The sequence below is a fragment of the Arenimonas alkanexedens genome (assembly GCF_054781355.1).
Genome location: NZ_BAAGUO010000002.1, coordinates 328,692 through 355,332, shown reverse-complemented (window position 1 = coordinate 355,332; position 26,641 = coordinate 328,692). Strand labels below are relative to the sequence as shown.

The window sequence follows — 26,641 nt, the reverse complement described above, 5'->3', positions numbered from 1 at the left end:
TGGCGTCTTTCCAGTAAGACTTAACTGTTGAAATGTCTGACAAGTAAGACTAGCATCCACCCATGCCGCGCCTTTCCGCCCGCAGCTATTCCCGCTACAGCCTGGAGGCCCTGTGCCTGCTGGGCAGTCTGCTTCGCGCCGCGCGCATCGAAAAGAAGATGGGCACCCAGGCGCTGGCGGAGCGGGCGGGCGTTTCCCGCGACATGCTCCACCGCATCGAGAAAGGCGACCCGCGCTGCGAAATCGGAGTGGTGTTCGAACTCGCCGCCATCCTCGGCGTGGCCCTGTTCGAGCCCGAACTGGGGGCCCTGCAGGCGCGCCGCCTGGACGCGCAGGCCCGCCTCGCGCTGCTGCCCAAGGCCGTGCACGCGCCCCCCGGGCCGGTGAACGATGATTTCTGAGGCCGCCGCCTCGCCGGTGCCGGAGGCCTTTGTTTGGGTCTGGCTGCCAGGCCAGTTGGATCCGGTGGTGGCGGGGCGTCTGGCGCCCACGGCCTTGGGCCTGCAGTTCAACTATGGCCGCAGTTATCTGGCGCGTTCCGATGCCATGGCCCTGTACTTGCCCGAGCTGCCGCTGGTGCCGGGCTTGCGGCCCTTGCTGGCCGGGCTTTCCATGCCCGGCTGCCTGCGTGACGCGGCCCCGGACGCCTGGGGTCGGCGCGCCATCCTGCACCAGCGTGGCCTCCGGGGCGCGGTGGATCCCGCGGTGCTGGGCGAGCTGACCTATCTGCTGGCGTCCGGTTCAAATCGGGTGGGTGCGATCGACTTCCAGGTGTCGGCCACACAGTACGTGGCGCGCGAGGGTGCCGATGCCAGCCTTGAACAGCTGCTGGAAAGCGCGGAGAGGATCGAACAGGGCCTGCCGCTGACGCCGGCCCTGGCCCAGGTGCTCAACCACGGGACATCCATCGGCGGCGCGCGCCCGAAGGCCACGCTGCTGGACGACGGGCAGCAGTGGATCGCCAAGTTTTCCAGTACCACCGACCTGGTTCCCGTGGTCAAAGCCGAGTACGTGGCCATGCGACTGGCGGCGCTGGCCGGCCTGGACGTAGCGGCCGTGAAGCTCGTGAAAGCCGCGGGGCGGGACGTGCTGCTGGTCCGCCGCTTCGACCGAAGCCGGCAGCCCGAGGGTTGGCGACGGCATGGCGTGGTGTCGGCGCTGACGCTGCTGGGGCTGGATGAAATGATGGCGGCCTATGCCAGCTACCAGGACTTGGCCGAAATCGTGCGGCATCGGTTCGCGGCGCCGGCGCGCGATCTGCGTGAATTGTTCGCCCGCCTGGTGTTCAACATTCTTTGCGGCAATACCGACGACCACGCGCGCAACCACGCCGCGTTCTGGGACGGCGGCCAGCTGTCACTGACGCCGGCGTTCGACCTGTGCCCCCAGCTGCGTACTGGCCAGGAAGCAACGCAGGCGATGAAGATCGTCGGCAATGATCGCTTCAGCCGGCTGTCGGTGTGCCTGGCGGCGGCATCGTACTTCCAGTTGTCCCCGGGCGATGCCCGGGCCATCATCTCGGGACAGTTGGCCTGCCTGCGGACGCATTGGGCTGCGGTGTGCGAGGAAGCGCAATTGGGTGCCGCTGACCGCGATGCGATGTGGGGCCGGCAGTTCCTCAACCCCTTCGCCCTGCAGGGCTATACCGAGTAGCGGCGCGGCACCATCGTATGGCCTTCCCCCTCTTTCGTTTCAGGACTTTTTGAATGCGCATCCTTGTCACCGGCACCGCCGGCTTCATCGGCTCCCACGTCGCCCAGGTTCTCTTGGCCCGCGGCGACGAAGTCATCGGCTTCGACAACCTCAACGACTACTACGACCCGACCCTGAAGCAGGCCCGCCTGTCGCGTTTGCTCTCGCAGCCGGGTTACACCCACATCACTGCCGATCTCGCTGATCGCGCCGCGGTCGAGTCAGCCTTCGCGACGCACAAGCCCCAGCGCGTGGTGAACCTGGCCGCCCAGGCTGGCGTGCGTTACGCCGCCGAGAATCCGCACGTGTACGTGTCCAGCAACGTCACCGGCTTCCTGCACGTGCTCGAGGGCTGCCGGCACCACGGGGTGGAGCATCTGGTCTATGCCTCCACCAGTTCGGTGTATGGCGCCAATCTCAATATGCCGTTCTCGGAGCATTCGCCCACCGAGCATCCGCTCACGCTGTACGCGGCCACCAAGAAAGCCAACGAGCAGATGGCGCACAGCTATTCGCATCTGTACGGCATTCCCACCACGGGCCTGCGCTTCTTCACGGTGTACGGGCCCTGGGGCCGGCCGGATATGGCGCTGTTCCTGTTCACCAAGGCCATCCTGGCCGGTGAGCCGATCCGGGTGTTCAACCACGGCAAGCACAAGCGCAGCTTTACCTACGTGGACGACATCGTGCAGGGCGTGGTGCGCACGCTGGATACGGTGCCGGGGCGGAATGTGGACTGGGATGGGATGGCGCCGGATCCGGCCACCAGCGGCGTGGCGCCGTATCGCATCTTCAATATCGGCAATGAAGAGCCGGTGGAGTTGCTCCGCTATATCGAGGTGCTGGAGCAGTGCCTGGGGAAGAAGGCGGTGATGGAGATGCTGCCGCTGCAGGCGGGGGATGTGCCGGATACTGAGGCGGATGTTTCTGAGTTGATTGGGTGTGTGGGGTATCGGCCGGTGGTGGCGGTGGAGGAAGGGGTGGCGCGGTTTGTGGAGTGGTATCGGGGTTATTACGGGGTTTAGGGGGTTCGGGACTGAAGTCCCTCCCACAAGGGGCTTCGGGCCTGAAGGCCCTCCTACAGGGGTTGGGTGGGGGGTTAGTAGAGGACTCGGACTCGGAGGGTGCCGGGGATGGTGCTTAGGGCTTGGCGCAGTTCGGTGGCTTGGGATTCGGTGGCGGTGACGTCCATTACTACGTAGCCGACCTTGGCGTCGGTGCGCAGGTACTGGCCGTCGATGTTGATGCCCTGGTCGCGGAAGATGTCGTTGGCCAGGGACAGTACGCCGGGCACGTTGCGGTGGATGTGCAGGATGCGGCGGCTGCCGGCGTGGCCGGGCAGGGACACTTCGGGGAAATTCACCGCCGACAGGGTGCTACCGTTGTCGCTGTAGCGGATGAGTTTCGCCGCCACTTCGGTGCCGATATTGTCCTGGGCTTCCAGGGTGCTGCCGCCCACGTGCGGGCTCAGTATCACGTTGTCCATGCCGCGCAGGGGCGATTCGAAGGCCTCGTCGCTGCCCTTGGGCTCCACCGGGAACACGTCCACCGCGGCGCCGCCGATCTGGCCGCTGCGCAGGGCCGCGGCCAGGGCATCGATATCCACCACGGTGCCGCGCGAGGCGTTGATCAGGTGCGCGCCTTGTTTCATGCGCGCCAGTTGGTCGGCGGCGATCAGGTTCTGGGTGGCCGGGGTTTCCGGCACGTGCAGGCTCACGATGTCGCTCTGCACCAGCAGCTCGTGCAGGCTGGCGGCGGGGCGGGCGTTGCCTAGCGACAGTTTGGTTTCGATGTCGTGGAAGACCACCTGCATGCCCAGGCTTTCCGCCAGCAGGCCCACCTGGGTGCCGATGTGGCCGTAGCCCACGATGCCCAGGGTCTTGCCGCGCACTTCGTGGCTGCCTTCGGCGGTCTTGCTCCAGCCGCCGCGGTGGCATTCGGCGTTCTTTCGCGGAATGCCGCGCATCAGCATGATCGCCTCGGCAATCACCAGCTCGGCCACGCTGCGGGTGTTGGAATAGGGCGCGTTGAACACCGGGATGCCGGCCGCCTGGGCCGCGTCCAGGTCTACCTGGTTGGTGCCGATGCAGAAGCAGCCCACGGCGATCAGGCGGCGGGCGTCGGCCAGCACTTCGGCGCTGAGCTGGGTGCGTGAGCGGATGCCCACCAGGTGCGCGTCGGCAATCGCGGCGCGCAGCTCGGCCTCGGGCAGCGACTTCGCGCGGTAGTCAATATTGGTGTAGCCGGCGGCGCGCAGCTGGTCCACGGCGCTCTGGCTGACGCCTTCAAGCAGCAGCACGCGGATGTCTTGCCGGGGAAACGAGGTTTTCAGGGAGGCCATGGGCGGGGTGGGGGCAGAGGAAGATTCCTTGGTGCACTATGCTGTCCGGGTGCGCTGCGCCGCAACATTCCTTTCATCACCGACCCCACGCCATGACCGATCCGCGCCTGACGTCCCTGCAAACCGCCGTGCCCGGCCTGCGTCTGAGCACCGAGGCTGGCGACCTGGAGCACTACGGCCGCGACTGGACCCGGCGCTGGACGCCGGCGCCGCTGGCCATCGCCTTCCCGGCCGACGTGGCGCAGGTGCAGGCGGTGATGCGCTGGGCTTGCGCGCAGGGCGTGGCGGTGGTGCCTTCGGGCGGGCGCACGGGGCTGTCGGGCGGCGCGGTGGCGGCGCACGGCGAGCTGGTGCTCAGCCTCGAGCGCATGAACAAGGTGCTGGGCTACGACCCGGTGGACGGCCACCTCACGGTGCAGGCCGGCACGCCGCTGCAGGCGGTGCAGGAAGCGGCGCAGGCGCAGGGGCTGCTGTATCCGGTGGATTTCGGTTCGCGCGGCAGCTGCAGCATCGGCGGCAATATCGCCACCAATGCCGGCGGCATCCGGGTCATCCGTTTCGGCAATACCCGCGAATGGGTGGCCGGGCTGAAGCTGGTCACCGGCACTGGCGAGCTGCTCGACCTGGGTCGCGGCCTAGTGAAGAACTCCAGCGGCTACGATCTGCGCCACCTTGCCATTGGCGCCGAGGGCACGCTGGGCGTGGTGGTGGAAGCCACGCTGCGGCTCACCCGGCCGCTGCCGCCGGCGCAGACCTTGCTGCTTGCCTTGCCCTCGTTCGAGGCGCTGATGCAGGTGTTCGCGCATTTCCGTGCGCGGGTGGACCTGCAGGCGTTCGAATTCCTCACCGACGTCGGGCTGCGGCACGTGCGCGCGCACGGCGCCGGCTATCCCTTCGACGCGGTGCATCCCTACTACGTGCTCACCGAATACGACGCCGCCGACGAGGCGCAGCAGGCCGCGGGCCTGGCTGCGTTCGAACATTGCCTTGAACAGGGCTGGGTGCTGGACGGCGTGCAGGCCGCCAGCGACGCGCAGGCGAAACAGCTGTGGCGGCTGCGCGAGGGGCTCACCGAATCGCTGGCGCCGTACCGGCCCTACAAGAACGACATCTCGGTGCGCATCGCGGTGCTGCCGAGCTTCCTGGCGCAGGCGCAGGCGCTACTGGCCGAGGCCTATCCGCAGTTCGAAGTGGTGTGGTTCGGCCACATCGGCGACGGCAACCTGCACATCAATGTGCTGCAGCCCGAGGGCGTGGCGGATGCTGATTTCATGGCGCAGTGCGGGCAGGTGACCGGGCTGCTGGCTGATCTGTTGAAGCAGCACGGCGGCAGCATTTCGGCCGAGCACGGGATTGGCCTGGCGAAGAAGGATTACCTGGGCAGCACGCGGTCACCGGAAGAGGTGGCGCTGATGCGGGGCATCCGCGCCGTAATGGATCCAGCCGGCATCCTAAACCCCGGCAAACTCTTCGACTAAACCCAGAACCCCCGGACCTGTAGGAGGGCCTTCAGGCCCGAAGCTCTTGCCGCGAGAGCTTCATTCCCAATGGTTTTCGGGGGAAAGCTTCGGGCCTGAAGGCCCTCCTACAGGTCCGGCTAGAGGTCTTGTTCGTAGCGGATGTAGGGGACGCGAGACTCTTCTTCGTCGTCGTCGTTCGCAGTGAACGGGTTCTGGCCGCGCGGGGCCAGGTTGGCGGCGCCGACGCTCAGGCGCGCGCGCCACGGGGCGCGCCAGGTAACGCCCAGGCCCATGTCGCTGTAGCTCTGGTTGGTGCCGGGCAGTTCGATAACGCGGCCAATGATTTCGCCGCCGAAATTGCCGACGCCCCCACTCAGGGTCAGGGTGCCGGTGTTCCACTCCGGCGGCAGGGCGCCGGGCAGTTGGGTGGCGGGCACGATGCGGGCGCGCGCCAGGGTGCCGCCGATGCTCACCCAGCCGGTTTCGCCGACCCGCAGTTCGCCCAGCAGGCTGATGTCGTCTTGCGTGTATTCGGTGCCGCGCAGCGACAGCACCAGGTCGCTGTTGCCGGCGATGCCGGGCGCCAGGGTGCCGGGCATCGCGATCGGGCTGTCGAGCTCGAAGCGCTTCATGCCGAGGCTGGCGCTGAGCGCGGCGTCGTCGCCTTCCAGCCGCGCTTCCGCGCGCACGCCCGGACGCACCAGCGCAAACGGCGTGCTGGGATTGGGCGCCAGGTTGGCGACCATGCAGTGCTGGGCCAGCGCGCCAAAGCTGCGCGACATCGAACCGCCGTTGCACAGCAGGCCGATGGTGGGATTGGTTTCCAGCGCCAGGCTGACGCCGGCGCGGCGGCCATTGGCCAGCGGGAAGTTCATGCCTGCGCCCAGGCTGGGCGTGGCGCTGCGGCCAAGGATGCGATCGAGCGAAGTGCGCGCCGGATTGGCCGAGGCCGCGCCGGATTCGATCAGCAGGAAGCCTTCGACCTGGTTGTTGCGGATGATCGGCAGCGCGGTGGTGCCGTCGTCTTTATTGGCCAACACCAGCGGCGCCGGCGCCTGCGCATACGCCACAGCGCCCGACAGGGCGAACAACACGACGATGAAGGAACGCAGCAGCGGATTCATGTTGTTTCCTCAGTGGCTCTCTTGGAGCCGTGCCGGACCGGGAAGTTCCCGGTGGGGGGTGGCGAGGGGATTTTACAGGAATTTAACACTTTGTGCCGCCGCTCGTGAAGCACCCGCTCCCTGTAGGAGGGCCTTCAGGCCCGAAGCTCTTGTCGAAGAGCTTCGGGCCTGAAGGCCCTCCTACAGGGGGCCGGTGGGGTGGGGGTTATTGGAGGCGTTCGGACCCCGGCGCCGGCACCGAAAGACTGAACAACCCATCAATCTGTTCAGCCTCAAACCGATACGCGCGCCCGCAGAAGTCGCAGTGCACCTGGGCCACGCCGTCTTCCAGGCTGGCCCGGGCTTCTTCGGCGCCCAGGCCGCGCAGCATGTCTTCCACCCGCTCGCGCGAGCAGCTGCAGGCGAAGGCCAGGGGGCGGCGGTCGAGCAGCTTCACGCCTTCTTCGTGGAAGAGGCGCCAGAGCAGGGTTTCGACCGGCAGGCTGGCCAGTTCTTCGGTGCCCAGGGTGGCGAACAGGGCGTTCACCCGGTCCCAGCCATCGGTGTCGCCGTCGGCGCCCGGCAGTTTCTGCAGGATCAGGCCGGCGGCGCGTTCGGGCTGGCTGGCCAGCAGCAGGCGCGTGGGCAGCTGTTCGGACTGTTCGAAATAGCCCTCGAAGGCCTCGGCCAGGCTGTCGGCCTCCAGGCTTACCAGGCCCTGGTAGCGGGTCATCTCGCGGGCGCCGGGCGGGGTGGACTCGATGGTGATCGCCAGCAGCGACCCCGGGCCGAAATCGCGCGGGGTCAGCGGGCTGGGCACGGGCTCTTCGTAGTGGGCGATGCCGCGCAGGGTGCCGGCCGCGGTGCATTCGGCGAACACGGTGCGCAGGCAGCCGGTGCCGCGCAGCTGCACGCTAAGGCGGCCGTCAATCTTGGCGTGGCCGGTGAACAGGGCCGCGGCGGCGCAGGTTTCGCCCAGGCGCGCGGCAATCGGCGCCGGGTACTCGACCCGCCCGGCGATCTCGGTCCAGGTCTTGTCCAGATGCACGATCACGCCCCGGATGCCGGAGCGCTCGAGCAGGAAACGGGTAAGGGTGTCGCGGTCAGGATGCTTTTCCATCCCCCAATTTTACCCGCATCCCCCCCCTGTAGGAGGGCCTTCAGGCCCGAAGCCCGTCGCCCCTGTAGGAGGGCCTTCAGGCCCGAAGCCCGTCGCCCCTGTAGGAGGGCCTTCAGGCCCGAAGCCCTTCGCCCCTGTAGGAGGGCCTTCAGGCCCGAAGCCCGTCGCCCCTGTAGGAGGGCCTTCAGGCCCGAAGCCCTTCGCCCCTGTAGGAGGGCCTTCAGGCCCGAAGCCCTTCGCCCCTGTAGGAGGGCCTTCAGGCCCGAAGCCCTTCGCCCCTGTAGGAGGGCCTTCAGGCCCGAAGCCCTTCGCCAAAAAGCTTCGGCCCTGAAGGGCCTCCTACAGGGGCATGGTTTCGCGGGGTGCGCAGGCCCCGCGCGCGGGTATGCCATGCTTCCCGCCCCATGCCCGCCCCCTCGCCATTCCGCCGCTGGCTGCGCCGCCTGCTCTGGCTGCCGCTGCTCTTCCTGGTCGTCACCTTCCTGCAGGTGGCGCCGCTGCGCTTTATCGATCCGCCCACCAGCGCCTTCATGCTGTGGCGGCAGGTGGACGGGCTGGGCGAGGAAGGATTCCGCCTACGCCAACAGTGGCGGGACTACGACCAGATTTCGTCGCATCTTCCGATAGCGCTGGTGGCGGCCGAGGATCAAAAATTCCCGCAACACCACGGCTTCGACCTGGAGGCAATCGACAAGGCACTTGAATCCAACGCCGAGGGCGGACGCGTGCGCGGGGGCAGCACCATCAGCCAGCAGGTGGCGAAAAATTTGTATCTCTGGAGCGGCGGCGGCTATTTCCGCAAGGCACTCGAGGCCTGGTACACCGTGCTGATCGAGCTGACCTGGTCCAAGCAGCGCATCCTCGAGGTATACGTGAACATCGCCGAGTTCGGCGACGGCGTGTATGGCGCGGAAGCGGCCGCGCAGGCCTTCTTCGGCAAGCCGGCCAGCGCGCTGACCGCCGCCGAAAGCGCGCGCCTGGCGGCGGTACTGCCGAATCCAAAGAAATACAGCGCCCGCAATCCCGGTCCCTACGTGCAGCGCCGCGCGGCCTGGATCCAGCGCAACGCCCAAAACCTGGGCGGCCCCGCCTACCTCGCACCCGCCACCCAATAACCCGTGTGGGAGGGACTTCAGTCCCGATGCCTTTCGCCGAAAAGCATCGGGACTGAAGTCCCTCCCACAGGGGGTGGCCTGGCGTCGCGAGCGGCTACTTGCGAACCCGCAGCTCCTGCAGCAGCCCCTGCACGCGGCGCCGCAAATCGTCGCGGATTGCCCGGTAGGCATCGTCCGAGCGCCCGGCCGGGTCTTTCACCGGCCAGGCCTCGTGCCGCTTGGCCGGTATCGCGGCGCCGGCGTCGCCGGCACCGATCGTCACTACCGCATCGAACTCGCCGTCCACTTCGTCCAGGGATCGGCAGTGCTGGTCATCCATCTCGATGCCCAGCTCGGCCATCACCTCCAGGGCGCGCGTATCAATCGCGTCCGCCGGCGCGGTGCCGGCGCTGAGCGCCTCTACGGCCTGGCCGCCGTGGAAGCGGGCGAAGCCTTCGGCCATCTGGCTGCGGTGGGCGTTGTCCACGCCGATAAACAGGATCCTGTGCATGCGCTGATGCTACACGCGCGGCGTGCCGGCGCTAAGATTGGCGCATGCCTGCCGCCCAGACCCTCACCGTCGTCATTGCCGCCTTCAACGAGGAGGCCGCGCTGCCGGCCTTCCATCCGCGCCTGCTGGCGGTGCTGGACGGACTCGACCTTTCCGCCCGCGTGCTCTACGTCGACGACGGCAGCCGCGATGGCACCTGGGCCCTGCTCGAAGGCTTCGCTTCGGCCGACCCGCGCGTGGGCCTGATCCGGCTGGCGCGCAACTTCGGCAAGGAGCTGGCGCTCACCGCCGGCCTTGACCACGTGGATACCGACGCCGCGCTGGTGCTCGACGCCGACGGCCAGGACCCGCCCGAGCTGATCCCGGCGCTGGTGGCGAAATGGCGCGAAGGCTACGACGTCGTCTACGGCACCCGCACCCGCCGCGACGGCGAGTCCTGGTTCAAGCGCTTCAGTGCCGCCGCCTTTTACCGGGTGATGACCTGGCTGTCGCGCACCGACATCCCGCGCGACACCGGCGACTTCCGCCTGATGTCGCGCCCCGTGCTCGACGCCCTGCGTGGCCTGCGCGAGCGCCAACGCTTCATGAAAGGCCTGTTTACCTGGGTCGGCTTCCGCCAGGTGTCCTTCCCCTACGCACGCGGCGCCCGCATCGCCGGCCGCACCAGCTTCAACTACTGGAAGCTTTGGAACCTGGCGCTGGAAGGCATCACCAGTTTTTCCACCGTGCCGCTGCGGCTGGCCACCTACCTGGGCCTGTTCACTGCGGTGGCGGCGTTCGGCTGGGGCGTGTGGATCATCGTGCGCACCCTGGCCTGGGACGACCCGGTGCAGGGCTGGCCCTCGCTGATGACCGTGGTGCTTTTCCTCGGCGGCCTTCAGCTGGTGGCGCTGGGCATCATCGGTGAATACCTCGGCCGCCTGTACATGGAAGCCAAGCAACGCCCCCTCTACCTCATCCGCCAAGCCCATCTCCCCAGCCCCCCTGTGGGAGGGACTTCAGTCCCGATGCCTTTGGCCGAAAAGCATCGGGACTGAAGTCCCTCCCACAGGGGTGCTATGGGGCCGCTGCGGGTTTATAGTCGAGCAACGTTCAACGGAGGGCAGCGCGATGCACAACGTGAACCAGATACTCGAGATCAAGGGCGGCGGCGTCATTACCGTGCCGCGCGAAGCGCCCGTTCTCGAAGTCATCCGCCTGATGGCCGAAAACCACATCGGCTCCGTGCTGGTGATGCAGGGCACGGAGGTGGTGGGCATCGCCACCGAACGCGACTACGCCCGCAAGGTGATCCTGCAGGGCCGCTCTTCAGCCGAAACCCCGGTCGGGTCGATCATGTCCAGCCCGGTCGTCTCGGTGCTTCCCACCGACACCGCCCAGACCTGCATGCAGATCATGACCGACCGCAAGATCCGCCACCTGCCCGTGCTGGACGAAGGCCGCCTGGTCGGCATGGTCTCCATCGGCGACCTGATCAAGGCCGTCATCGAAGACCAACAGCAAGAAATCGCCCAACTCCACCAATACATAGCCAGCTAACCCGGCCCCCTGTGGGAGGGACTCCAGTCCCGATGCCCGGCGCACTTTGTGGGAGGGACTTCAGTCCCGATGCCCTGCGCACTTTGTGGGAGGGACTTCAGTCCCGATGCTTTTCGGCGAAAGGCATCGGGACTGAAGTCCCTCCCACAGGGGGGGCGCGGTGAGGTTGCTGCTTCATTGGGGGAGCGGATCAGTCGGGAAAGGGGCGTTCAGGGCTGGCATCGATCCAATGGGCGTCCCAGAACGGGTAGTCGCCCACCGACTTCACGAGTCCGGCGCGCAGTGGGTTGGCAATCAAATATCGCGCGGCTGCGCGAAGGTCGTCGCTGCGGCGTATGGCGCGGTCATGGAAGCCGTCCCGCCAGACGCTGCCCTGCCGAACCAGCGCGAGATTGAAGTGGCGAGCGCTCCGCCCCTTAGCCAACCTGACGATATGCGTCAGCGGGGAGGTCCCGTCGATTTCAAGCAGGCCGTGCCAGTGATCGGGCATCAACACCCAGGCCAGTAGCCTTCCGCCAGCCCAAGTGGTGGGGCAGGCGATCACGCGACTCATCACTGCGGCGCGCACGAAGTCCTTGAATAAAGGTGCCCGTGCGTGGGTGACGGTAGTCAGGAAATACACGCGCCCGGGCTCGCTGGTGCGGCCGAGGCGGAGACGCTGGTATCCCGGATGGTCGTTTGGACGCGGCATGGTTGTAGCGTGATGCACAGCGTGAACCGCGCCCATCCGAATTCCGACGAAATCACTGTGGGAGGGACTTCAGTCCCGATGTTCTTCACCCAAAAGCATCGGGACTGAAGTCCCTCCCACAAAGTGCGCCGGGCATCGGGACTGAAGTCCCTCCCACAAAGTGCGCCGGGCGTCGGGACTGAAGTCGCTCCCACAGGGAGAGATTAGGGGCGCAGGACTTGTTGGGTTACGGCTACGAAGTGGCAGGCGCTGCCGATCAGTACGAAGGCGTGCCAGATGGCGTGGGCGAAGGGGATGCGGCGGCTCATGTAGAACACGGTGCCCAGGGTGTAGGCGAGGCCGCCGCCCAGCAGCCAGGCTAGGGTGTCCATCGGTATCTGGCGCAGGAAGGGCTTGATCGCGACGACCACCATCCAGCCCATGCCGAGGTAAATCAGGGTGGACAGGCCCTTGAAGCGGCCGGTGAAGAAGAGCTTGAACACCACGCCCGCGACCGCGAAGGTCCAGATTGCCGCGAACATCCACCAACCGCCGTCCTCGCGCAGCCCGACCAGGGTGAAGGGCGTGTAGGTGCCGGCGATCAGCACGTAGATCGCGCAGTGGTCGAAGACCTTCATGCGGCCCTTGATGATGCGGTCGTGGCTGAGGTGGTAAAGCGTCGAGGCCGAATACAGCAGCACCAGGGCGATGCCGAACACGATCGCGCCGGCCAGCTGCCAGCCGTTGCCGAAGGCAGCCGAGAGGGTGACCAGGACGCTGCCGCCCACCAGCGACAGCAGCGCGCCCACCCCGTGGGTGATCGCGTTGGCGCGTTCTTCGCGCGGGGATTCGTGGTCGTGTTCGTATTCGGTCATGGGGTATTCCATCGCCCCTGTAGGAGGGCCTTCAGGCCCGAAGCCTTTCGCCAAAAGCTTCGGGCCTGAAGGCCCTCCTACAGGGTGGGGGCAGGAAGTTGAGGGAGGTTATTCGAGGGCCAGGGTTTGGGCGTGTTCGCGGGTGGCGGCAAATTCGAAGTCGGGCCAGCGTTCCATGGTCAGCTGCAGGTTCACTCGCGACGGGGCCAGGTAGACCAGCTGCCCGGCGGCATCGAGGCCGAGGTTCATGGCGTTCTTCTCGCGGAACTCTTCCATCTTCTTCGGCGTGCCGCCCTTCACCCAGCGCGTGGTGGCGATGGTGATCGGCTCGAAGCTCGCGTCCACTGAATACTCGTCCTTCAGGCGGTAGGCCACCACGTCGAACTGCAGCGTACCCACCGCGCCCAGGATCAGGTCGTTGCTCATCAGGGGGCGGAAGAACTGGGTGGCGCCTTCTTCCGAAAGCTGGGCCAGGCCCTTCTGCAGCTGCTTGAGCTTGAGCGGGTCACGCAGGCGCGCGCGCCGGAACAGTTCCGGTGCGAAGTTGGGGATGCCGGTGAACGACAGCGTCTCGCCGGCGCTGAAGGTGTCGCCGATGGAAATGGTGCCGTGGTTGTGCAGGCCGATGACGTCGCCCGGGTAGGCGGTCTCGACGATCTCGCGGTCGCTGGCCATGAAGGTGAGCGCGTTCGCCAGCTTCACTTCCTTGCCCAGGCGCACGTGGAAGGCCTTCATGCCGGCCTCGTACCTGCCCGAACACACGCGCAGGAAGGCCACGCGGTCGCGGTGCTGCGGGTCCATGTTGGCCTGGATCTTGAACACGAAGCCGGAGAAGGTTTCTTCTTCCGGTGAAATCGTGCGCGAGGTGGTGCCTCGCGGCTGCGGGCCCGGCGCGTGTTCGACGAAGAAGTCGAGCAGCGGCTGCACGCCGAAGTTGTTCACCGCCGAGCCGAAGAACACCGGCGCCTGCTTGCCGGCCAGGTAGTCGGCCTTGTCGAAGGGATGCGAGGCGCCCTGCACCAGCTCCAGTTCGTCCTTGAGGTCGGCCAGCATCTGCACGCCGATGCGTTCTGCCAGGCCGGGCGCGTCAATGGACGGGAAGATGGTCGAGTCCTGGCGGGTGAAGTTGCGCCCCTGTTCGTACAGATGCACTTCGCCGCTGACCAGATGCACCACGCCCTTGAGCCGCTGGCCCATGCCGATTGGCCAGGTGATCGGCGCGCACTGAATGCCCAGCACGCTCTCGATTTCGTCCAGCAGCTCGATCGGCTCTTTACCCTCGCGGTCGAGCTTGTTGATGAAGCCCATGATCGGCGTGTCGCGCAGGCGACAAACCTCCATCAGCTTGATCGTGCGCTCCTCGACGCCTTTGGCCACGTCAATGACCATCAGCGCGCTGTCCACCGCGGTCAGCACACGGTAGGTGTCTTCGCCGAAGTCGGCGTGGCCCGGGGTGTCGAGCAGGTTGACGATGTGGTCCTCGTAAGGGAACTGCATCACCGAGGACGTGACCGAGATGCCGCGCTCCTTCTCCAGCGCCATCCAGTCGGACGTGGCGTGGCGGGCAGCCTTGCGCCCCTTCACCGAGCCGGCCATCTGGATCGCACCGCCGAACAGCAGCAGCTTCTCGGTCAGGGTGGTCTTGCCGGCGTCGGGGTGGCTGACGATGGCGAAGGTGCGGCGGCGGCGGGTTTCACGCAGGTGTTCGGACATGGGCTGGCCGCGCGCAGAGCGCAGGCGTTGGGGTCGGAAAGGGGTGGCGATTATACCCCGCCCACCTTCCATCCCCTGTAGGAGGGCCTTCAGGCCCGAAGCTTTACGGCGAAAGGCTTCGGGCCTGAAGGCCCTCCTACAGGGGATGGAAGGTGGGGCGGTCGGCGCGCGGGTTCAGGAGGTCGTGCAGTCGACGCGCAGGCCCAGCGCCTTGGCGATGTCGCGCCAGTCGAAGGCGCCGGCGCCTTCGTCGTTGTGCGAGACGTACAGCACGCCGTTCGGGAAGGCGTGGGTGCCGACCGCGTGCAGCCAGATGCCGTCGGTCACGGCCACCTGGTCGCCGGCGAAGCTGCCCTTGAATGCCATGGTTTCACGGTCGAAGACGTGGAAGGCGGTGCGCTGGGTGTTCTGGTCGGCGGTGATCCAGTAGCCGCTGCCGTCGGCGCAGGCCCACAGCGCCACGCCTTCGGCCTGGGCCTGGAAGCGTTCGGGCGGCAGGCTGCGGCCGGTGTAGCTGCCGTCCATGCGGTACTCGCGCAGGGTGGTGCCGATGCGGATGTCTTCCTCGGCCACCAGCAGGCGGTCGTGCACCGGGTCGCCGGCAATGGATTCCACCATGCGCAGTGCGCCTTGCTCGCTGGTGTCGCCGAACTGCTGAACCAGGGTCGCGCGCGGCGTCGCGCCGCGCAGGTCCAGGTGATAGCGCTTCACGCGTTGGTCGAGCTGGTCCAGCGGCGGCGCCAGTTCGATCCGGTAGTCGGCCATGAAGCTGTCGGTGATGAAAAGCTCCAGCTCGCGCGGCGCCAGTTCGTGCAGCCACAGGCCGTAGGGGCTCTTTAGCTCGTCCTGGCCGAACTGCAGCAGCGGCTTGAACGACGGCAGTTCGAACATCTGCACGCGCTGGTTGTCGCGTTCGACCACGAACACCGCGTCGCCGAACACGGCGATGCCGTTGGGCCGCAGGAATTCGCCAGGGCCATCGCCCTTATTGCCCACGGTGCGCAGCAGGGCGCCGGTGTTGCCGTCGTAGACGACCAGCTGGTGGCTTTCCTTGCCGGTGGCGATCAGCCAGGTGCCGCCCGTGGGCGTGTTCCAGGCGGCCACCGAATCGATCTCGTGCTCGGGCAGCGGGGCGGTGAGGAAGCTCTCGGCTACCAAGGCCATCGGCGGCGGTTCGCGCTCGGGCACGAGGGCGGAGGAACTGTTGTGCCGACCGCTCGTGCCGGCGCAGCCGACGACCAGCAGGGCGAGAGAAAAGGTGGCGAGCAGCCGGCGCGAGAGGATGTTCATGGGCGAATTATGCCGTCCTGATCGGGGTGGCTGCCAATCCGGGCAAGGTATCCATCGCTTCATGCGCATGAAAGGATTGACAGTCTGGCCGGGCGGGTGCACAGTCCACCCCGCAACACCCATCGAGACCGGCTGAGGGGTAGGCCCGAAGACGCCGGGGCAACCCATGCACGAGCAATCGCGCATGAAGGTGCCAATTCCTGCGGGGACCTTGTGTCCGCCGAGAGATGGGTCATGTGGTTTCCCGCGCTGGCGGGCACGTGACGCCGCTTTCCCGCATGAACCTCGCTGGGTGTCCTTTCCAGCCCAGGAGTCCTGCGATGAGTTTCCAGCTCGCCCCGAACCAAGTTGACGGCCACTTCGCCGATACCGCCGCATGCCCTGTAGGAGGGCCTTCAGGCCCGAACGCTCCTCGCGAAAAAGCTTCGGGCCTGAAGGCCCTCCTACAGGGGGGCGGCGCGTTTTGCCTGGAGCGGCGGCTGGCGCTGCGCCATGCAGGCGAGCGCCGCGTCGTGATCCGCGGCCAATGGTTCGGCGTGGCGGACGCGCCCGTGGTCGTGGTGGCCGGCGGAATCTCGGCGGGTCGGCAGCTGGTCGCCAGCGCGGCGGGCAAGGGCTGGTGGGACGCGCAGGTCGGTCCGGGGCTGGCCATCGACACGCGCCGCCACTGCATTCTTGCGATCGACTGGCTGGGCGCCGACGGCGCGCTCGATGCGCCGATTGATAGCGCCGACCAGGCCGATGCCTTGGCGGCGGTGCTGGATCATTTCGGGGTCCGGCGCGCGGCGGCATTCGTCGGCGCGTCGTATGGCGCCATGGTCGGCCTGCAGTTCGCGGCTCGCCACGGCGAACGCCTGGATCGGCTGGTCGCGATCTCCGGCGCGCACCGCGCCCACCCCTATGCCAGCGCCTGGCGTGCGCTGCAGCGCCAGTGCGTGGCCCTGGGTCGCAGCGAAGGCGCGGTGACGCGCGGCCTGGCGCTGGCACGGCAGTTCGCGATGCTCAGTTACCGCACGCCGGACGAATTCGGCGAACGCTTCGATGCGCCGGTGCAGCTGCGGGGCGACGTCGCCCATTGCGCCGCCGAGGACTACCTGGCCCACTGCGGCCAGCGCTACGCGGCGCGCTGGACCAGCACGGCCTTCCTGCGCCTGTCCGAATCGATTGACCTGCACCGGGTCAATCCGACCGATGTGAGCGTAGCCACGACGGTAATCGCGATCGAAGACGACCGCCTGGTGCCGCTATCCGACCTGCAGCAGCTGGTGGAAACCCTCGGCGGGCCGGCGACGCTGCGTCCGCTGCGTTCGCGCTACGGCCACGATGCCTTCCTGAAAGAGGAGGCCGCGATCGCGCGCCTGCTGCGCGAAGCCCTGGCCGCGGCCGAAGGCGGTGCGGCGTGAGCGCGCGCTGTCCCGCCACCGCCGCCGTGCGCGCCGGCATTGATGCCGACACCGCCTTCGGCGCCGTGACGCCGCCGCTGGTGCTGTCGAGCAACTTCAGCTTCGCCGGCTTCGACCGCAAGCGCCGCTACGACTACACCCGCAGCGGCAACCCCACCCGCGACCAGCTGGCAGACGCCTTGGCCGAACTCGAGGGCGGCGCCGGTGCCGTGGTCACCGCCACCGGCATGGCCGCCATCACGCTCGTGCTCGAAGCCCTGCTCGCGCCCGGCGACCGCCTGGTCGTGACGCATGATTGCTACGGCGGCAGCTGGCGTCTGTTTGATGCGCTGGCGCGCAAGGGCCGCTTCGAACTGGCGCTGGTGGACCTCAACCAGCCGCAGGCGCTGGCCGCCGCGCTGGCGCTCCCAACCACGCTGGTCTGGATCGAAACGCCGTCCAACCCCTTGCTGCGCATCACCGACCTGGACGCGGTGATCACCGCCGCGCACGCCGCCGGCGCGCTGGCGCTGGTGGACAACACCTTCCTGTCGCCGGCGCTGCAGCGTCCGATCGAGCACGGCGCCGACTTCGTGCTGCACTCCACCACCAAGTACATCAACGGCCACAGCGACGTCGTTGGCGGCGCGGTGGTGGCGCGCGACGCGGCCCGTCATGAAACGCTGGCCTGGTGGGCGAACGCGCTGGGCATTACCGGTTCGCCCTTCGATAGTTTCCTGACCCTGCGCGGCCTGCGCACGCTGGACGCGCGCCTGCGCGTGCATCAGGAGAACGCCGCGGCGCTGGCCGAACGCCTGCAGCGCCATCGCGCCTGCGCCGCCGTGCACTATCCGGGCCTGGCCTCGCATCCGGGGCATGCCTTGGCGGCGCGGCAGCAGCACGGCTTCGGCGCCATGGTGTCGCTGGAGCTGGCCGGCGGCGTGCCGGCGGTCTGCGCCTTCCTCGAAGGCCTGCAGTATTTCACCCTGGCCGAATCGCTGGGCGGCGTTGAAAGCCTGGTTGCGCATCCGGCAACCATGACCCACGCGGCCATGTCGGCCGAGGCCCGCCGCCAGGCCGGCATCGGCGAAGGCCTGCTGCGGCTGTCGGTCGGTATCGAAGCGCTGGAAGACCTGGAGGCCGATCTCGGCGCCGCACTTGAACGCGCGGCGCGGGTCGCGTCGGCGGAGCTGTCGTCGTGAGCCTGCCGGTTGAAGCGTTGCCCGAGACCCCGCCGCTCGTGCACCGGATCGCCCTGCTGGGCGTCGGCACCGTGGGGCGCGCGCTCGCCGAGCTACTGGCCGCGCGCAACGACCCGCGGCTTTCGCTTTGCCTGGTTGCGAATTCGCGCCGCCGGCTGCACGCGCCGGACGGACTGCCGCCGCTGGCCTGGCAAGACGCGCTGGCGAGGGCGGATGGCCACGACGGCGGTGGCAAGCTGCCGGCCGAATTCGCGCCCGGCGACATCGTCGTGGATGCCAGCGCCTCCGGCGAGCTCGCCGCCTGGCATCCGCGCTGGCTGCGCCAGGGCCTGCACGTCGTCAGCGCCAACAAGCTTGGCCTCGGCGGGCCACTGCTGCGCCAGCACGAAATCGCCCAGCTCAGCAGCGCGCGGCGCCGCTACGGCGATGCCGCCACCGTCGGCGCCGGCCTGCCGCTGTTGGCCACGCTGCGCCACCTGCGTGCAGGCGGTGACCGCATCACCGCCATCGCCGGCGTGCTCTCGGGCACCCTGGCCTGGCTGTTCGACGACTACGCGGGGCGGGAGCCCTTCTCCGAGCGCGTGCTCGCCGCCGTGGCCCAGGGCTATGCCGAACCGGATCCGCGCGTGGACCTGTCCGGCGAAGACGTTCGCCGCAAGCTGCTGATCCTCGCCCGCTCGGCCGGGTATCCGCTGGCGTCGGAGGAAGTGCAGGTGGAGTCGCTGCTGACGCCGGCGCTGCAGGCGGCGTGTCCCGAGGCAGTGGCGGCTGCCCTGCGTGGACTGGACGGGCCGATCGGTGAACGCGCCGCGCGTGCCGCCACCGAAGGCCGTGTGCTGCGCTACGTCGCCCGTTTCGATGGCGCCGGTGCCCGGGTCGGGCTTGAGTCGTTGGCGCCGGACGATGCGCTCGCGGTGGGTCGAGGCTGCGACAACCATGTCGCCATCTGGAGCACCCGCTATCGCGATCGCCCGCTGCAGATCCAAGGTCCCGGCGCGGGGGCGGAGGTCACCGCCGCCGCTTTGCTCGACGACATCCTCGGCAGCCTGCGGGCTTAGCGCAGCGGCAGGAAGCCGGCGGGACCGACCATCCGGAACGGAATCGAGGCCAGCGCAAGCCCGGCGTTCACCTGTACCGCGAAGTGCAGGTGCGGCCCGCTGGAATAGCCGGTGCTGCCCGAACGGCCAATCACCTGCCCCAGCGACACCGCGTCGCCGGCGCGCACCAGCACGCCGCCGGGCTGCAGGTGCGCGTACAGCGCCATGCTGCCGTCGTCGTGCAGCACGCGGATCAGGTTGGCCCGGTTGGCCAGGGTGGCGTCCGTGCCGCCTTCGCTGAAATTGCCCTCGGCCTGCATCACCACGCCGGCCCGGGCCGCCAGCACCGGCGTGCCGTCGGCCACGATCAGGTCAATGGCGTAGCGATTGGCGCGGTCCTGGTGGCTGAAGCCGCCGTGGAAGCCCTGGCCCAGCTCGAACCGTTGCTCGTCCACCGGCAGCGAATACACCACGTCGCGCGCCACCTGGCCCGGCGGACCCGGGGTCGCGTCCATGCGCAGCGACTGGCGCGCGTTGGCCGACTGCGCGCTCAGGCGCACCAGCCGCACCCGCGCCCGCGCCGGCAGCACCTGGCGCAGGGGCAGGGCGGCGTCATTGGCCATGTCCACCAGCTCCAGCGCGTTGAGTTCGATCTCGACCGGGCCCGACAGCCGGTTCACCGCGTAGGCGATCACGTCCTGGCCGCGGCGTTCGATCACCAGTTCGGCCGGGCTGTCGTCGGCACCGGCCGCCGCCGAAACGCCCAATAGCGCCCATGCCAGCCACCGCCGCATCCTCACTCCCAGAACCCGCGTATCGGCGCCGCGAAATAGGTGGCGATGGGCAAGGGCCGGTCCACCGCATGGCCCTGGGCGAAGTCCACGCCCAGCGCGGCGAGCGCCTTGCGCTGGGCCTCGGACTCGGTGTGCTCGGCGATGCTGTGTTTGCCCAGCACGTGCGCGATCTCGTTGATCGAGCGAACCACGGCCATCGACAGCGGCGAGCTGTCCATGTCGCGCACGAAGCTGCCGTCAATCTTGAAGTAGTCCACGTCCAGCGCCTGGACGTAGTTGAACGAGCAGAAACCGGTGCCGAAGTCGTCGAGTGCGAAGCGACAGCCCAGCGCGCGCATCTCGTTGATGAAGCGCTGGGCCCGGGCCAGGTCGCGCACGGCGCTGGTTTCGGTTACTTCGAAGCACAGCTTGCTGCCGGGGAAGCCGCTGCGGCGCAGACGCTCGGCGACGAAGCTGATGAACGCCTCGTCAATCATGGCGTCGCCGGAAAGATTGATCGAGCAGGTGCCTACGGTGGCGGCGGCGTCCGGGTTGGCCTCCAGCCAGGACAGGGTCTGGCCGATCACTTCGCGATCAATGCGGGTGCCCAGGTGGAAGCGCTCGGCGGCGGGCATGAAGCGTCCCGGCATGATCAGTTCGCCCGTGCGCGGGTCACGCAGGCGCAGCAGCACTTCGAAGTGGCGGCCTTCCTGCAGGCCTTCATGCAGCGGCACGATGCTTTGGCAGTAAAGCTCCAGTGCCTGGTTTTCTAGCGATTCGCGGATACGCACTACCCACTTCATGGCGGCGGTGCGATCGAGCAGTTCGCCGCCGTCCAGGCTGGCCATGCAGACCCGGTTGCCGCCTTTTTCCTTGGCAGTGAAGCAGGCCGCGTCAGCCTGCGATAGCAGCTGGGCGTAGTCGGCCTTGCCCGGCTGGGCCGTCACCATGCCAACGCTGGCGGTGGTGGCCAGCACCTGGCCGTTCCATCCGCAGCGATAGCCTTCGATGGCGCGCAGCAGGGCGCGGGCGCGGTCCTCGGCCACCATCGGCGTGCAGTTGCGCAACAGCAGCGCGAACTCGTCGCCGCCGGTGCGCGCCAGCAGGTCGTTGGGATGCCGGTGGGCCTCGATGATCCCGGCGACGCCGCGGATCAGGCTGTCGCCGGCAACGTGGCTGGCGGTGTCGTTGATCAGTTTGAAGTGGTCCAGGTCCAGATAAGCCAGGGCCATCGCCGGCGCCGCCGGTTCGGCCAGGGCCGCGCGTACCTGGTCCTCGAAGGCGTTGCGATTGGCCAGCCCGGTCAGGGGGTCGGTGCTGGCGCGCTGGATCAGGCTGGCGGCACTCGCGCGCTGTTGGTGCATGGCGAAGGAAAGGATCATCGGCAGCGACGCCACCGCCGTCAGGAAGGCCAGCAGGCTGACGCTGTCGCGGGTGTGCGCCGGCGCGGGATAGCCCGCCAGCCCCATGCCGGCCATCCCCGCAACCAGCAGCATGGTCACGGCGATCGCCAGCGCGGTATGCAGCGGCGGGAAGCGCAGCGCGCTCCAGACCAGCACACCCAGCGGCAGCGCCACCAGGCCCAGCGCGTAGTTGCCGCCCAGGCTGCCGGCCCAGGCCATCAGCAGGTAGCTGGTGGCCATCACCACGTTCCACAGCAGCTGCTCGGGCTCGGCCGCGTAGCGCCCGCTGTCGGTGACCTGGCGCCGTTCGCGCCGGGCCAGCGCCAGCAGCACCGCCGGCGTGATGCTGGCCACGCCCAGCAGGTCGCCCAGGAACCACAGCGACAGCGACGCGGGCAGGGCAGGCAGTCCGATCATGTCGGTTTGCAGCAGGCCGGCGGTGCCGATCAGGGCGCTGGTAGTGGCCATGACGGTGCCACCGGCCAGTGCGCGCAGGCCGAACTTGACCGTCAGCGGGTTGTTGCCGGGCGCGCGTTTGAGCAGCGAGGCACCGACCATCACGCCGATCAGATTGCTGGCCAGCGACCAGGGCAGGAACGCCATCGGCACCGGCGCGAACAGCAGGTGGGCCAGCAGCCCGCCAATCGGCACGAACCAGACCCAGCGCAGGCCGAAACGCATCACCCCCGCCAGCGCGACGCCCGAGGCAGGCCAGAACAGCGCGACCTCGGCGGGCCCGTCCACCAAGGCGCTGGAATAGGCCGCGCCCAACACGTACAGCGCCACGAGCAGGAGGAACAGACCGATCCGGCGCTTGATGGACTTCATGGTTCGAGAATAGGCCCGGAAGCCTGCCGCCGACTAGGGGTTGGTAATGCCTTCCGATCCCAGCAGCTCGAACTTGCCCGATGCCAGCAGGTCCTGTTCGCCGTTCTGCAGCGCCGCCAGCAGCCCAGGAAGATCGGCATTCGACAGCGGCCGGAAAGCGGCCCAGCCGTTGCGGCCCTGGGCCTTGACGCGATACAGCGCACGGTCGGCCAGTTCCACCATCTGCTCCCAGCCCAGGCTGCCGCGCGCGTCCCGGAACAGGGGGCATTCGATGAAGCCGATCGAGCAGCTCAGGGAGATCGGTTCGTCGTCGCCGACGTCGAAGCGATGCTCGGAAACGGCGCTCAGGATGCGATCGCCGAGGATCGGCAGGTGCCGGTTCGGCATGGGCCGGAACACGATCAGGAACTCCTCGCCGCCCCAGCGCGCGATGTAGTCGCCGGTGCGCACCAGATGCCCCAGCACCTGCGCAAACTGCTGCAGCACCCGGTCGCCGGCCGCATGACCGTAGCGATCGTTGACGGCCTTGAAGTGGTCCACGTCCACCAGCGCGAACACCATGACTTCGCCCGGCGCGGCGCGGCGCACGGCCTCGCGATCGTAGTAGGCGATGTCGGCCGGGATCTGGTTGGCCAGGTAGCGGCGATTGCGCAGCCCGGTCATCGGGTCGGTCTGGCTGGCTTCCTCCAGCCTGAGGTTCGCTACTTCCAGCGCCTCGGTGCGCTGGCTTACCAGGGCTTCGAGTGAAGCGCGCTGGCGTTGGTGCGCGCCCAGCTGGCGGCGGTAGCCGGCATACACCAGGCTCAGCAGCACGGCGGCCACCAACAGCTGGAACAGGCCGGTTTCGTGGAAGCGGGGCTGGATGTGGAAACCCAGTTGGGCCGGCAACTTGCTCCAGACGCCGGCGGTGTTGGCGCCGATGGCTTCGAATACATAGGAACCGGGCGGCAGGTTGGTGTAGTTCGCGTTCCGCCGGGTGACGTCATCCAGGTCGCGCCACTGCTCGTCATAGCCCACCAGGCGATAGCGCAGTTCGACGCTCTTGGGGTCCTGGAAGCTGAGCACGGTGAATTCGAAGCTCAGGTCGCGGTCGTCCTGGCCCAGGCGCCAGCTGGCCGACGGATTGGCGACGCGCCACTGGTCGCCCACGCGCACGCGTTCGATCAGGGTGCGCGGCGCCAGTTCGTTCTTGACGATGCCTTCGCTGGACATCACCACCAGCCCGGCGCGGGTCGGCAGGTACAGCTCGTCGCCAAACAGGAAGCCCTTGGCATTGCCGGCGCCGTTGCAGCAGTCGCCTTTCTGGCCGCCGCGGCGGTCGCCGCGCTCGTTGAGCAGCATCTCGCCCTGCACCCGGTCCGTTTCGCCGGAGGCCACCGCAAGCATCTCGCGCAGTCGGATGCGCTGGATGCCGCGGATGCCGGCCACCCACAGATAACCCTGGCGGTCATGGGTTATGAAGAAGGGCGAATTGACCGGCATCCCCTGCTCAACGCCGAAGCGGATCCATTGGTCTTTGTGCGAAAGGAATATTTCCTCCGACAAGGTGCCGATCACCAGTTCGCCATCGGCCAGTTGGTGGATGGCCGTGACGTCCAGGTCGGCGCTCAGGCCGGTATCCAGGCCCAGCGGCGTGACGCGGTCGCCGACGATTTCGTACAGGCCGGCCTGGGTGCCCAGCAGCAGCCGACCTTCGCTGGTTTCGTAAAGTATGCGGGTGCGTGGATCGCGCAGGCCCTGTTCAACGGTGAAGGCGCGCAGCTCGCCCCGGGCGTACCGGTAGGCGCCCTGGTTGGTCGCGAACCACAGCGCGCCGCGGTAGTCGCGAAGAATGCCGTTGATCTGGGTGCCGCGCATCGGGCTGAATTCGGGCGGCTGCTCCAGGCGATCACCGCGCAGCACGGCCAGCCCGCGTCGGGTGCCGATCCAGACCGTATTGTCTTCGGGCAGCAGGGTGTAGACGTTGGGATGCGGCAGCTGGTCGGCCGCCACCACTTCGCGGAAACTGCCGCCTTCCATCACGCTGAGCCCGGAGTTGCTGCCGGCCCAGAGCCGGCCATCCGGACCGCGCGCCACCGACCACAGCATCTGGTCTGCCAGGCCTTCGCGCGTGCCATAGCGGCGGGTCCAGCCGTTCCACAGCCGGCTCAGGCCGTGCCACTGGCCGCCCAGCCACAGGTTGCCTTCGCGGTCTTCGAAGACCTTGCGCACCGCTGCGGCCGCGGGTTCATTGATGACCAGCTCGCGCACGCGGCCGTTGCGCAGCCGTGCGAGGTTTTCCACCATGCCGATCCACAGGTTGCCGTCGCTGTCCTCGAACATGGACTCGATCGGCGCCCGCGACAGGGGCGCGCCGCCCTCATGGCGCTTCCACGCGTTGCCCTCGCGATAGAACAGCCCGGCGCTGGTGCCGGCCCACAGGCGGCCTTGGGCTTCGAGCAGTTCGGTGACCACGGTGTCTTCGTCGCCGGCCGGCAGCGGCATCAGCGCCATGGCCTTGCCCGCCAGGCGCACCACCTGGCCGCGGTTTCCAACCCAGAGCGTGTCGCCGCTGGCCAGCAGCGCCGTAGCCGGTCGGGGCAGGGGGTAGGCGAGCACGAGCTGCTCGTCCTGTACGCGCAGTACGCCCTGCGGCGAGGTCACGAACAGCTCGCCCCGTGCGGTCCAGGCCAATTGGCCGGTTTCGGTCAGCTGGTCGGGGTCGGCCCCGGCCAGCGGGATGGCGCGGAAGCTACTGTTCTCATGCACGGCCAGGCCGCGGTAGGTGGAAACCCAAAGGCGGTTGCCCGGGTCCACCAGCAGGTCATGGATCCAGAGTCCGGGCAGGCCGGGGGCGTTGTCAGGGGTATAGGCGGTGAACCGCACGCCGTCGAAGCGCGCCAACCCCGCCTGTGTGCCCACCCACAGATAGCCCTGCTGGTCCTGGGCGATGGCCAGTGCGCTGATCTGCGGCAGCCCTTCCTCGATGCTCCAGGTGTTGAGCACGTAATGGTGGAAGGATTTTTCCGGGTCCAGGGCCACGGCCGGACCCGCGCCCAGCAGCAGGGCGATCAGGAGCAACCAGGGCGAAGCGCGGCGCGAGGTCAGCACGTGGGCTTCCGGTGGCGGGCTGGACTTGACTATCGCAGCCTACGCCGCGAATCGGCAAGCGCCGGTGCCCCGCACCGTGACCCAGTTCTACGGATATCGGTGGCTCAGCACTCGATAACGTTGACCGCCAGGCCGCCTCGGCTGGTTTCCTTGTACTTGTCCTGCATGTCGCGGCCGGTGTCGCGCATGGTCTTGATGACCTTGTCTAGCGACACCTTGTGCTTGCCGTCGCCGCGCAGGGCCATGCGCGAGGCGTTGATGGCCTTCACTGCGCCCATGGCATTGCGCTCGATGCAGGGGATCTGCACCAGGCCGCCGATCGGGTCGCAGGTGAGGCCGAGGTTGTGTTCCATGCCTATCTCGGCGGCGTTCTCGACCTGGCCGGGGCTGCCGCCCAGGGCGGCGGTGAGGCCGGCGGCGGCCATCGAGCAGGCCACGCCCACTTCGCCCTGACAGCCGACTTCGGCGCCCGATATGGACGCGTTTTCCTTGTACAGAATGCCTACCGCCGCGGCGGTCAGCAGGAAGGTGACCACCCCTTTTTCGTTGGCGCCGGGGCAGAAGCGGTCGTAGTAGTGCAGCACCGCCGGAATGATGCCGGCGGCGCCGTTGGTGGGGGCGGTGACGACGCGGCCGCCGGCGGCATTTTCTTCGTTCACCGCCAGCGCATACAGATTGACCCAGTCGAGCACGGTCAGCGGATCACGCATGCCGGCTTCGGGCTTGGACGACAGCTCGGCGTGCAGCGAGGGCGCGCGCCGGGTCACATTCAGGCCGCCGGGCAGGGTGCCCTTCTCGCGGATGCCGCGCTGGGTGCAGTCCTGCATGGCCTTCCAGAGCTCCTGCAGACCGGCCAGGATCTCGGCTTCGCTGCGCCAGGTGGACTCGTTGGCCATCATCACGCCGGCGATGTCCAGGCCGCTTTCTTCGCAGCGCTGCAGCAGCTCATCGCCGGAGTGGAAGGGGTAGGGCAGCTCGGTGGTGTCGGGGACGATGCGGTCTTCCGCGGCCTCGTCGGTGTTGACGACGAAGCCGCCGCCCACCGAGTAGTAGTCGCGCGTGGCCAGCTGCTCGCCTTCGGCGTCATAGGCGCTGAAGCGCATGCCGTTGGTGTGGAACGGCAGCTTCTGGCGCTTGTTCATCACCAGGTCGTGCTTTTCGTCGAACCCGATCTCGTGCCGGCCCAGCAGCTGCAGTTTCTTTTGCTTGCGGATGCGCTCGAGCGCAGCGGGGATCAGGTCGGGATCGATTTCGTTCGGCCAATGGCCCTCGAGACCCATCAGCACGGCCTTGTCGGTGCCGTGGCCGCGACCGGTCAGCGCCAGCGAGCCATAGACTTCGACCCGCACCCGCGCCGTACGCGCCAGCAGGCCGCCTTCCTCCAGCCAGTGGCTGGTGAAGCGTGCCGCGGCGCGCATGGGCCCGACCGTGTGCGAGGACGAGGGGCCGATGCCAATCTTGAAGAGGTCGAAAACGCTGACGGCCATGGAATGCGTGGAATCCGGGACGGAGGCCGTA

22 protein-coding genes and 1 riboswitch are annotated in these 26,641 nt (G+C 68.0%); of the genes, 10 read left to right on the top strand and 12 right to left on the bottom strand.

Annotation, left to right across the window (positions count from 1 at the left end):
- Positions 1-62: 62 nt before the first annotated feature.
- From ACYVGY_RS06230 to ACYVGY_RS06220, 3 genes are read left to right on the top strand one after another with little or no spacing between them, the layout of a single operon-like run.
- Positions 63-401, top strand: coding sequence for a helix-turn-helix transcriptional regulator (locus ACYVGY_RS06230; RefSeq protein WP_460456601.1), 339 nt, complete (start codon positions 63-65; stop codon positions 399-401).
- Positions 391-1,653 (top strand): type II toxin-antitoxin system HipA family toxin, encoded by a 1,263-nt coding sequence (locus tag ACYVGY_RS06225; protein WP_460456600.1) that lies wholly within the window; start codon positions 391-393, stop codon positions 1,651-1,653. Before ACYVGY_RS06230 ends, ACYVGY_RS06225 begins: the two co-directional genes overlap by 11 nt.
- 53 nt (positions 1,654-1,706) lie before the next feature.
- On the top strand, positions 1,707-2,717 hold the full coding sequence (locus ACYVGY_RS06220; RefSeq protein ID WP_460456599.1) for an NAD-dependent epimerase: 1,011 nt from the start codon (positions 1,707-1,709) through the stop codon (positions 2,715-2,717).
- A 74-nt stretch (positions 2,718-2,791) separates the two neighbouring features.
- Here ACYVGY_RS06220 and serA read toward each other — a convergent pair whose 3' ends face one another.
- A complete protein-coding gene (gene serA / locus ACYVGY_RS06215; protein WP_460456598.1) occupies positions 2,792-4,033 on the bottom strand; it encodes a phosphoglycerate dehydrogenase in 1,242 nt (413 codons plus the stop codon).
- 92 nt (positions 4,034-4,125) lie between these two features.
- On the opposite strand from serA, the gene ACYVGY_RS06210 reads away from it, so the two are divergent.
- A complete protein-coding gene (locus ACYVGY_RS06210; RefSeq protein ID WP_460456597.1) occupies positions 4,126-5,511 on the top strand; it encodes an FAD-binding oxidoreductase in 1,386 nt (461 codons plus the stop codon).
- Positions 5,512-5,630: 119 nt separating this feature from the next.
- Here ACYVGY_RS06210 and ACYVGY_RS06205 read toward each other — a convergent pair whose 3' ends face one another.
- Both ACYVGY_RS06205 and hslO read right to left on the bottom strand, forming a co-directional pair.
- Positions 5,631-6,617 (bottom strand): hypothetical protein, encoded by a 987-nt coding sequence (locus ACYVGY_RS06205; RefSeq protein ID WP_460456596.1) that lies wholly within the window; start codon positions 6,615-6,617, stop codon positions 5,631-5,633.
- Positions 6,618-6,822: 205 nt separating this feature from the next.
- The gene (hslO, locus tag ACYVGY_RS06200; RefSeq protein WP_460456595.1) at positions 6,823-7,716 is read right to left on the bottom strand and encodes an Hsp33 family molecular chaperone HslO; all 894 of its coding nucleotides are present in this window, start codon (positions 7,714-7,716) and stop codon (positions 6,823-6,825) included.
- Between the two features lie 404 nt (positions 7,717-8,120).
- On the opposite strand from hslO, the gene mtgA reads away from it, so the two are divergent.
- Positions 8,121-8,831, top strand: coding sequence for a monofunctional biosynthetic peptidoglycan transglycosylase (mtgA, locus tag ACYVGY_RS06195; protein ID WP_460456594.1), 711 nt, complete (start codon positions 8,121-8,123; stop codon positions 8,829-8,831).
- Positions 8,832-8,925: 94 nt separating this feature from the next.
- Here the strand turns inward: mtgA and ACYVGY_RS06190 are convergent, their stop codons facing one another.
- Positions 8,926-9,321, bottom strand: coding sequence for an arsenate-mycothiol transferase ArsC (locus ACYVGY_RS06190; protein ID WP_460456593.1), 396 nt, complete (start codon positions 9,319-9,321; stop codon positions 8,926-8,928).
- 44 nt (positions 9,322-9,365) lie between these two features.
- On the opposite strand from ACYVGY_RS06190, the gene ACYVGY_RS06185 reads away from it, so the two are divergent.
- The gene (locus ACYVGY_RS06185; RefSeq protein WP_460456592.1) at positions 9,366-10,358 is read left to right on the top strand and encodes a glycosyltransferase family 2 protein; all 993 of its coding nucleotides are present in this window, start codon (positions 9,366-9,368) and stop codon (positions 10,356-10,358) included.
- 73 nt (positions 10,359-10,431) lie between these two features.
- Positions 10,432-10,860 (top strand): CBS domain-containing protein, encoded by a 429-nt coding sequence (locus ACYVGY_RS06180; RefSeq protein ID WP_460456591.1) that lies wholly within the window; start codon positions 10,432-10,434, stop codon positions 10,858-10,860.
- Between the two features lie 190 nt (positions 10,861-11,050).
- Here the strand turns inward: ACYVGY_RS06180 and ACYVGY_RS06175 are convergent, their stop codons facing one another.
- The 4 genes from ACYVGY_RS06175 to ACYVGY_RS06160 form a co-directional block, all read right to left on the bottom strand.
- Positions 11,051-11,551 carry an REP-associated tyrosine transposase gene (locus ACYVGY_RS06175; protein ID WP_460456590.1) on the bottom strand — a complete coding sequence of 167 codons (501 nt, stop codon included), beginning with the start codon at positions 11,549-11,551 and terminating at the stop codon, positions 11,051-11,053.
- A 203-nt stretch (positions 11,552-11,754) separates the two neighbouring features.
- The gene (gene trhA, locus ACYVGY_RS06170) at positions 11,755-12,405 is read right to left on the bottom strand and encodes a PAQR family membrane homeostasis protein TrhA (RefSeq protein WP_460456589.1); all 651 of its coding nucleotides are present in this window, start codon (positions 12,403-12,405) and stop codon (positions 11,755-11,757) included.
- Between the two features lie 108 nt (positions 12,406-12,513).
- Entirely contained in the window at positions 12,514-14,118 is a 1,605-nt protein-coding gene (locus tag ACYVGY_RS06165; protein WP_460456588.1) for a peptide chain release factor 3, read from the bottom strand.
- A 174-nt stretch (positions 14,119-14,292) separates the two neighbouring features.
- A complete protein-coding gene (locus ACYVGY_RS06160) occupies positions 14,293-15,408 on the bottom strand; it encodes a 6-bladed beta-propeller (protein WP_460456587.1) in 1,116 nt (371 codons plus the stop codon).
- Between the two features lie 116 nt (positions 15,409-15,524).
- A riboswitch (SAM riboswitch) is annotated at positions 15,525-15,642 on the top strand.
- A gap of 86 nt (positions 15,643-15,728) precedes the next feature.
- Between ACYVGY_RS06160 and metX the strand changes: the two genes are divergently transcribed.
- The 3 genes from metX to ACYVGY_RS06145 are packed head-to-tail and all read left to right on the top strand — an operon-like array spanning position 15,729 to position 19,050.
- Complete coding sequence (gene metX, locus ACYVGY_RS06155) at positions 15,729-16,811, top strand: homoserine O-succinyltransferase MetX (protein WP_460456586.1); 1,083 nt, start codon at positions 15,729-15,731, stop codon at positions 16,809-16,811.
- Positions 16,808-17,992, top strand: a complete 1,185-nt coding sequence (gene metB, locus ACYVGY_RS06150; protein WP_460456585.1) for a cystathionine gamma-synthase — start codon at positions 16,808-16,810, stop codon at positions 17,990-17,992. Before metX ends, metB begins: the two co-directional genes overlap by 4 nt.
- The gene (locus tag ACYVGY_RS06145) at positions 17,989-19,050 is read left to right on the top strand and encodes a homoserine dehydrogenase (protein WP_460456584.1); all 1,062 of its coding nucleotides are present in this window, start codon (positions 17,989-17,991) and stop codon (positions 19,048-19,050) included. The genes metB and ACYVGY_RS06145 overlap by 4 nt, the downstream gene beginning before the upstream one ends.
- Here the strand turns inward: ACYVGY_RS06145 and ACYVGY_RS06140 are convergent.
- The 4 genes from ACYVGY_RS06140 to ACYVGY_RS06125 form a co-directional block, all read right to left on the bottom strand.
- A complete protein-coding gene (locus ACYVGY_RS06140) occupies positions 19,047-19,823 on the bottom strand; it encodes a M23 family metallopeptidase (RefSeq protein WP_460456583.1) in 777 nt (258 codons plus the stop codon). The genes ACYVGY_RS06145 and ACYVGY_RS06140 overlap by 4 nt on opposite strands.
- Before the next feature lie 2 nt (positions 19,824-19,825).
- Positions 19,826-22,033, bottom strand: a complete 2,208-nt coding sequence (locus ACYVGY_RS06135) for a putative bifunctional diguanylate cyclase/phosphodiesterase (protein WP_460456582.1) — start codon at positions 22,031-22,033, stop codon at positions 19,826-19,828.
- A gap of 33 nt (positions 22,034-22,066) precedes the next feature.
- Positions 22,067-25,123 (bottom strand): two-component regulator propeller domain-containing protein, encoded by a 3,057-nt coding sequence (locus tag ACYVGY_RS06130; RefSeq protein ID WP_460456581.1) that lies wholly within the window; start codon positions 25,121-25,123, stop codon positions 22,067-22,069.
- 104 nt (positions 25,124-25,227) lie between these two features.
- A complete protein-coding gene (locus ACYVGY_RS06125; protein WP_460456580.1) occupies positions 25,228-26,610 on the bottom strand; it encodes an L-serine ammonia-lyase in 1,383 nt (460 codons plus the stop codon).
- Positions 26,611-26,641 lie beyond the last annotated feature (31 nt).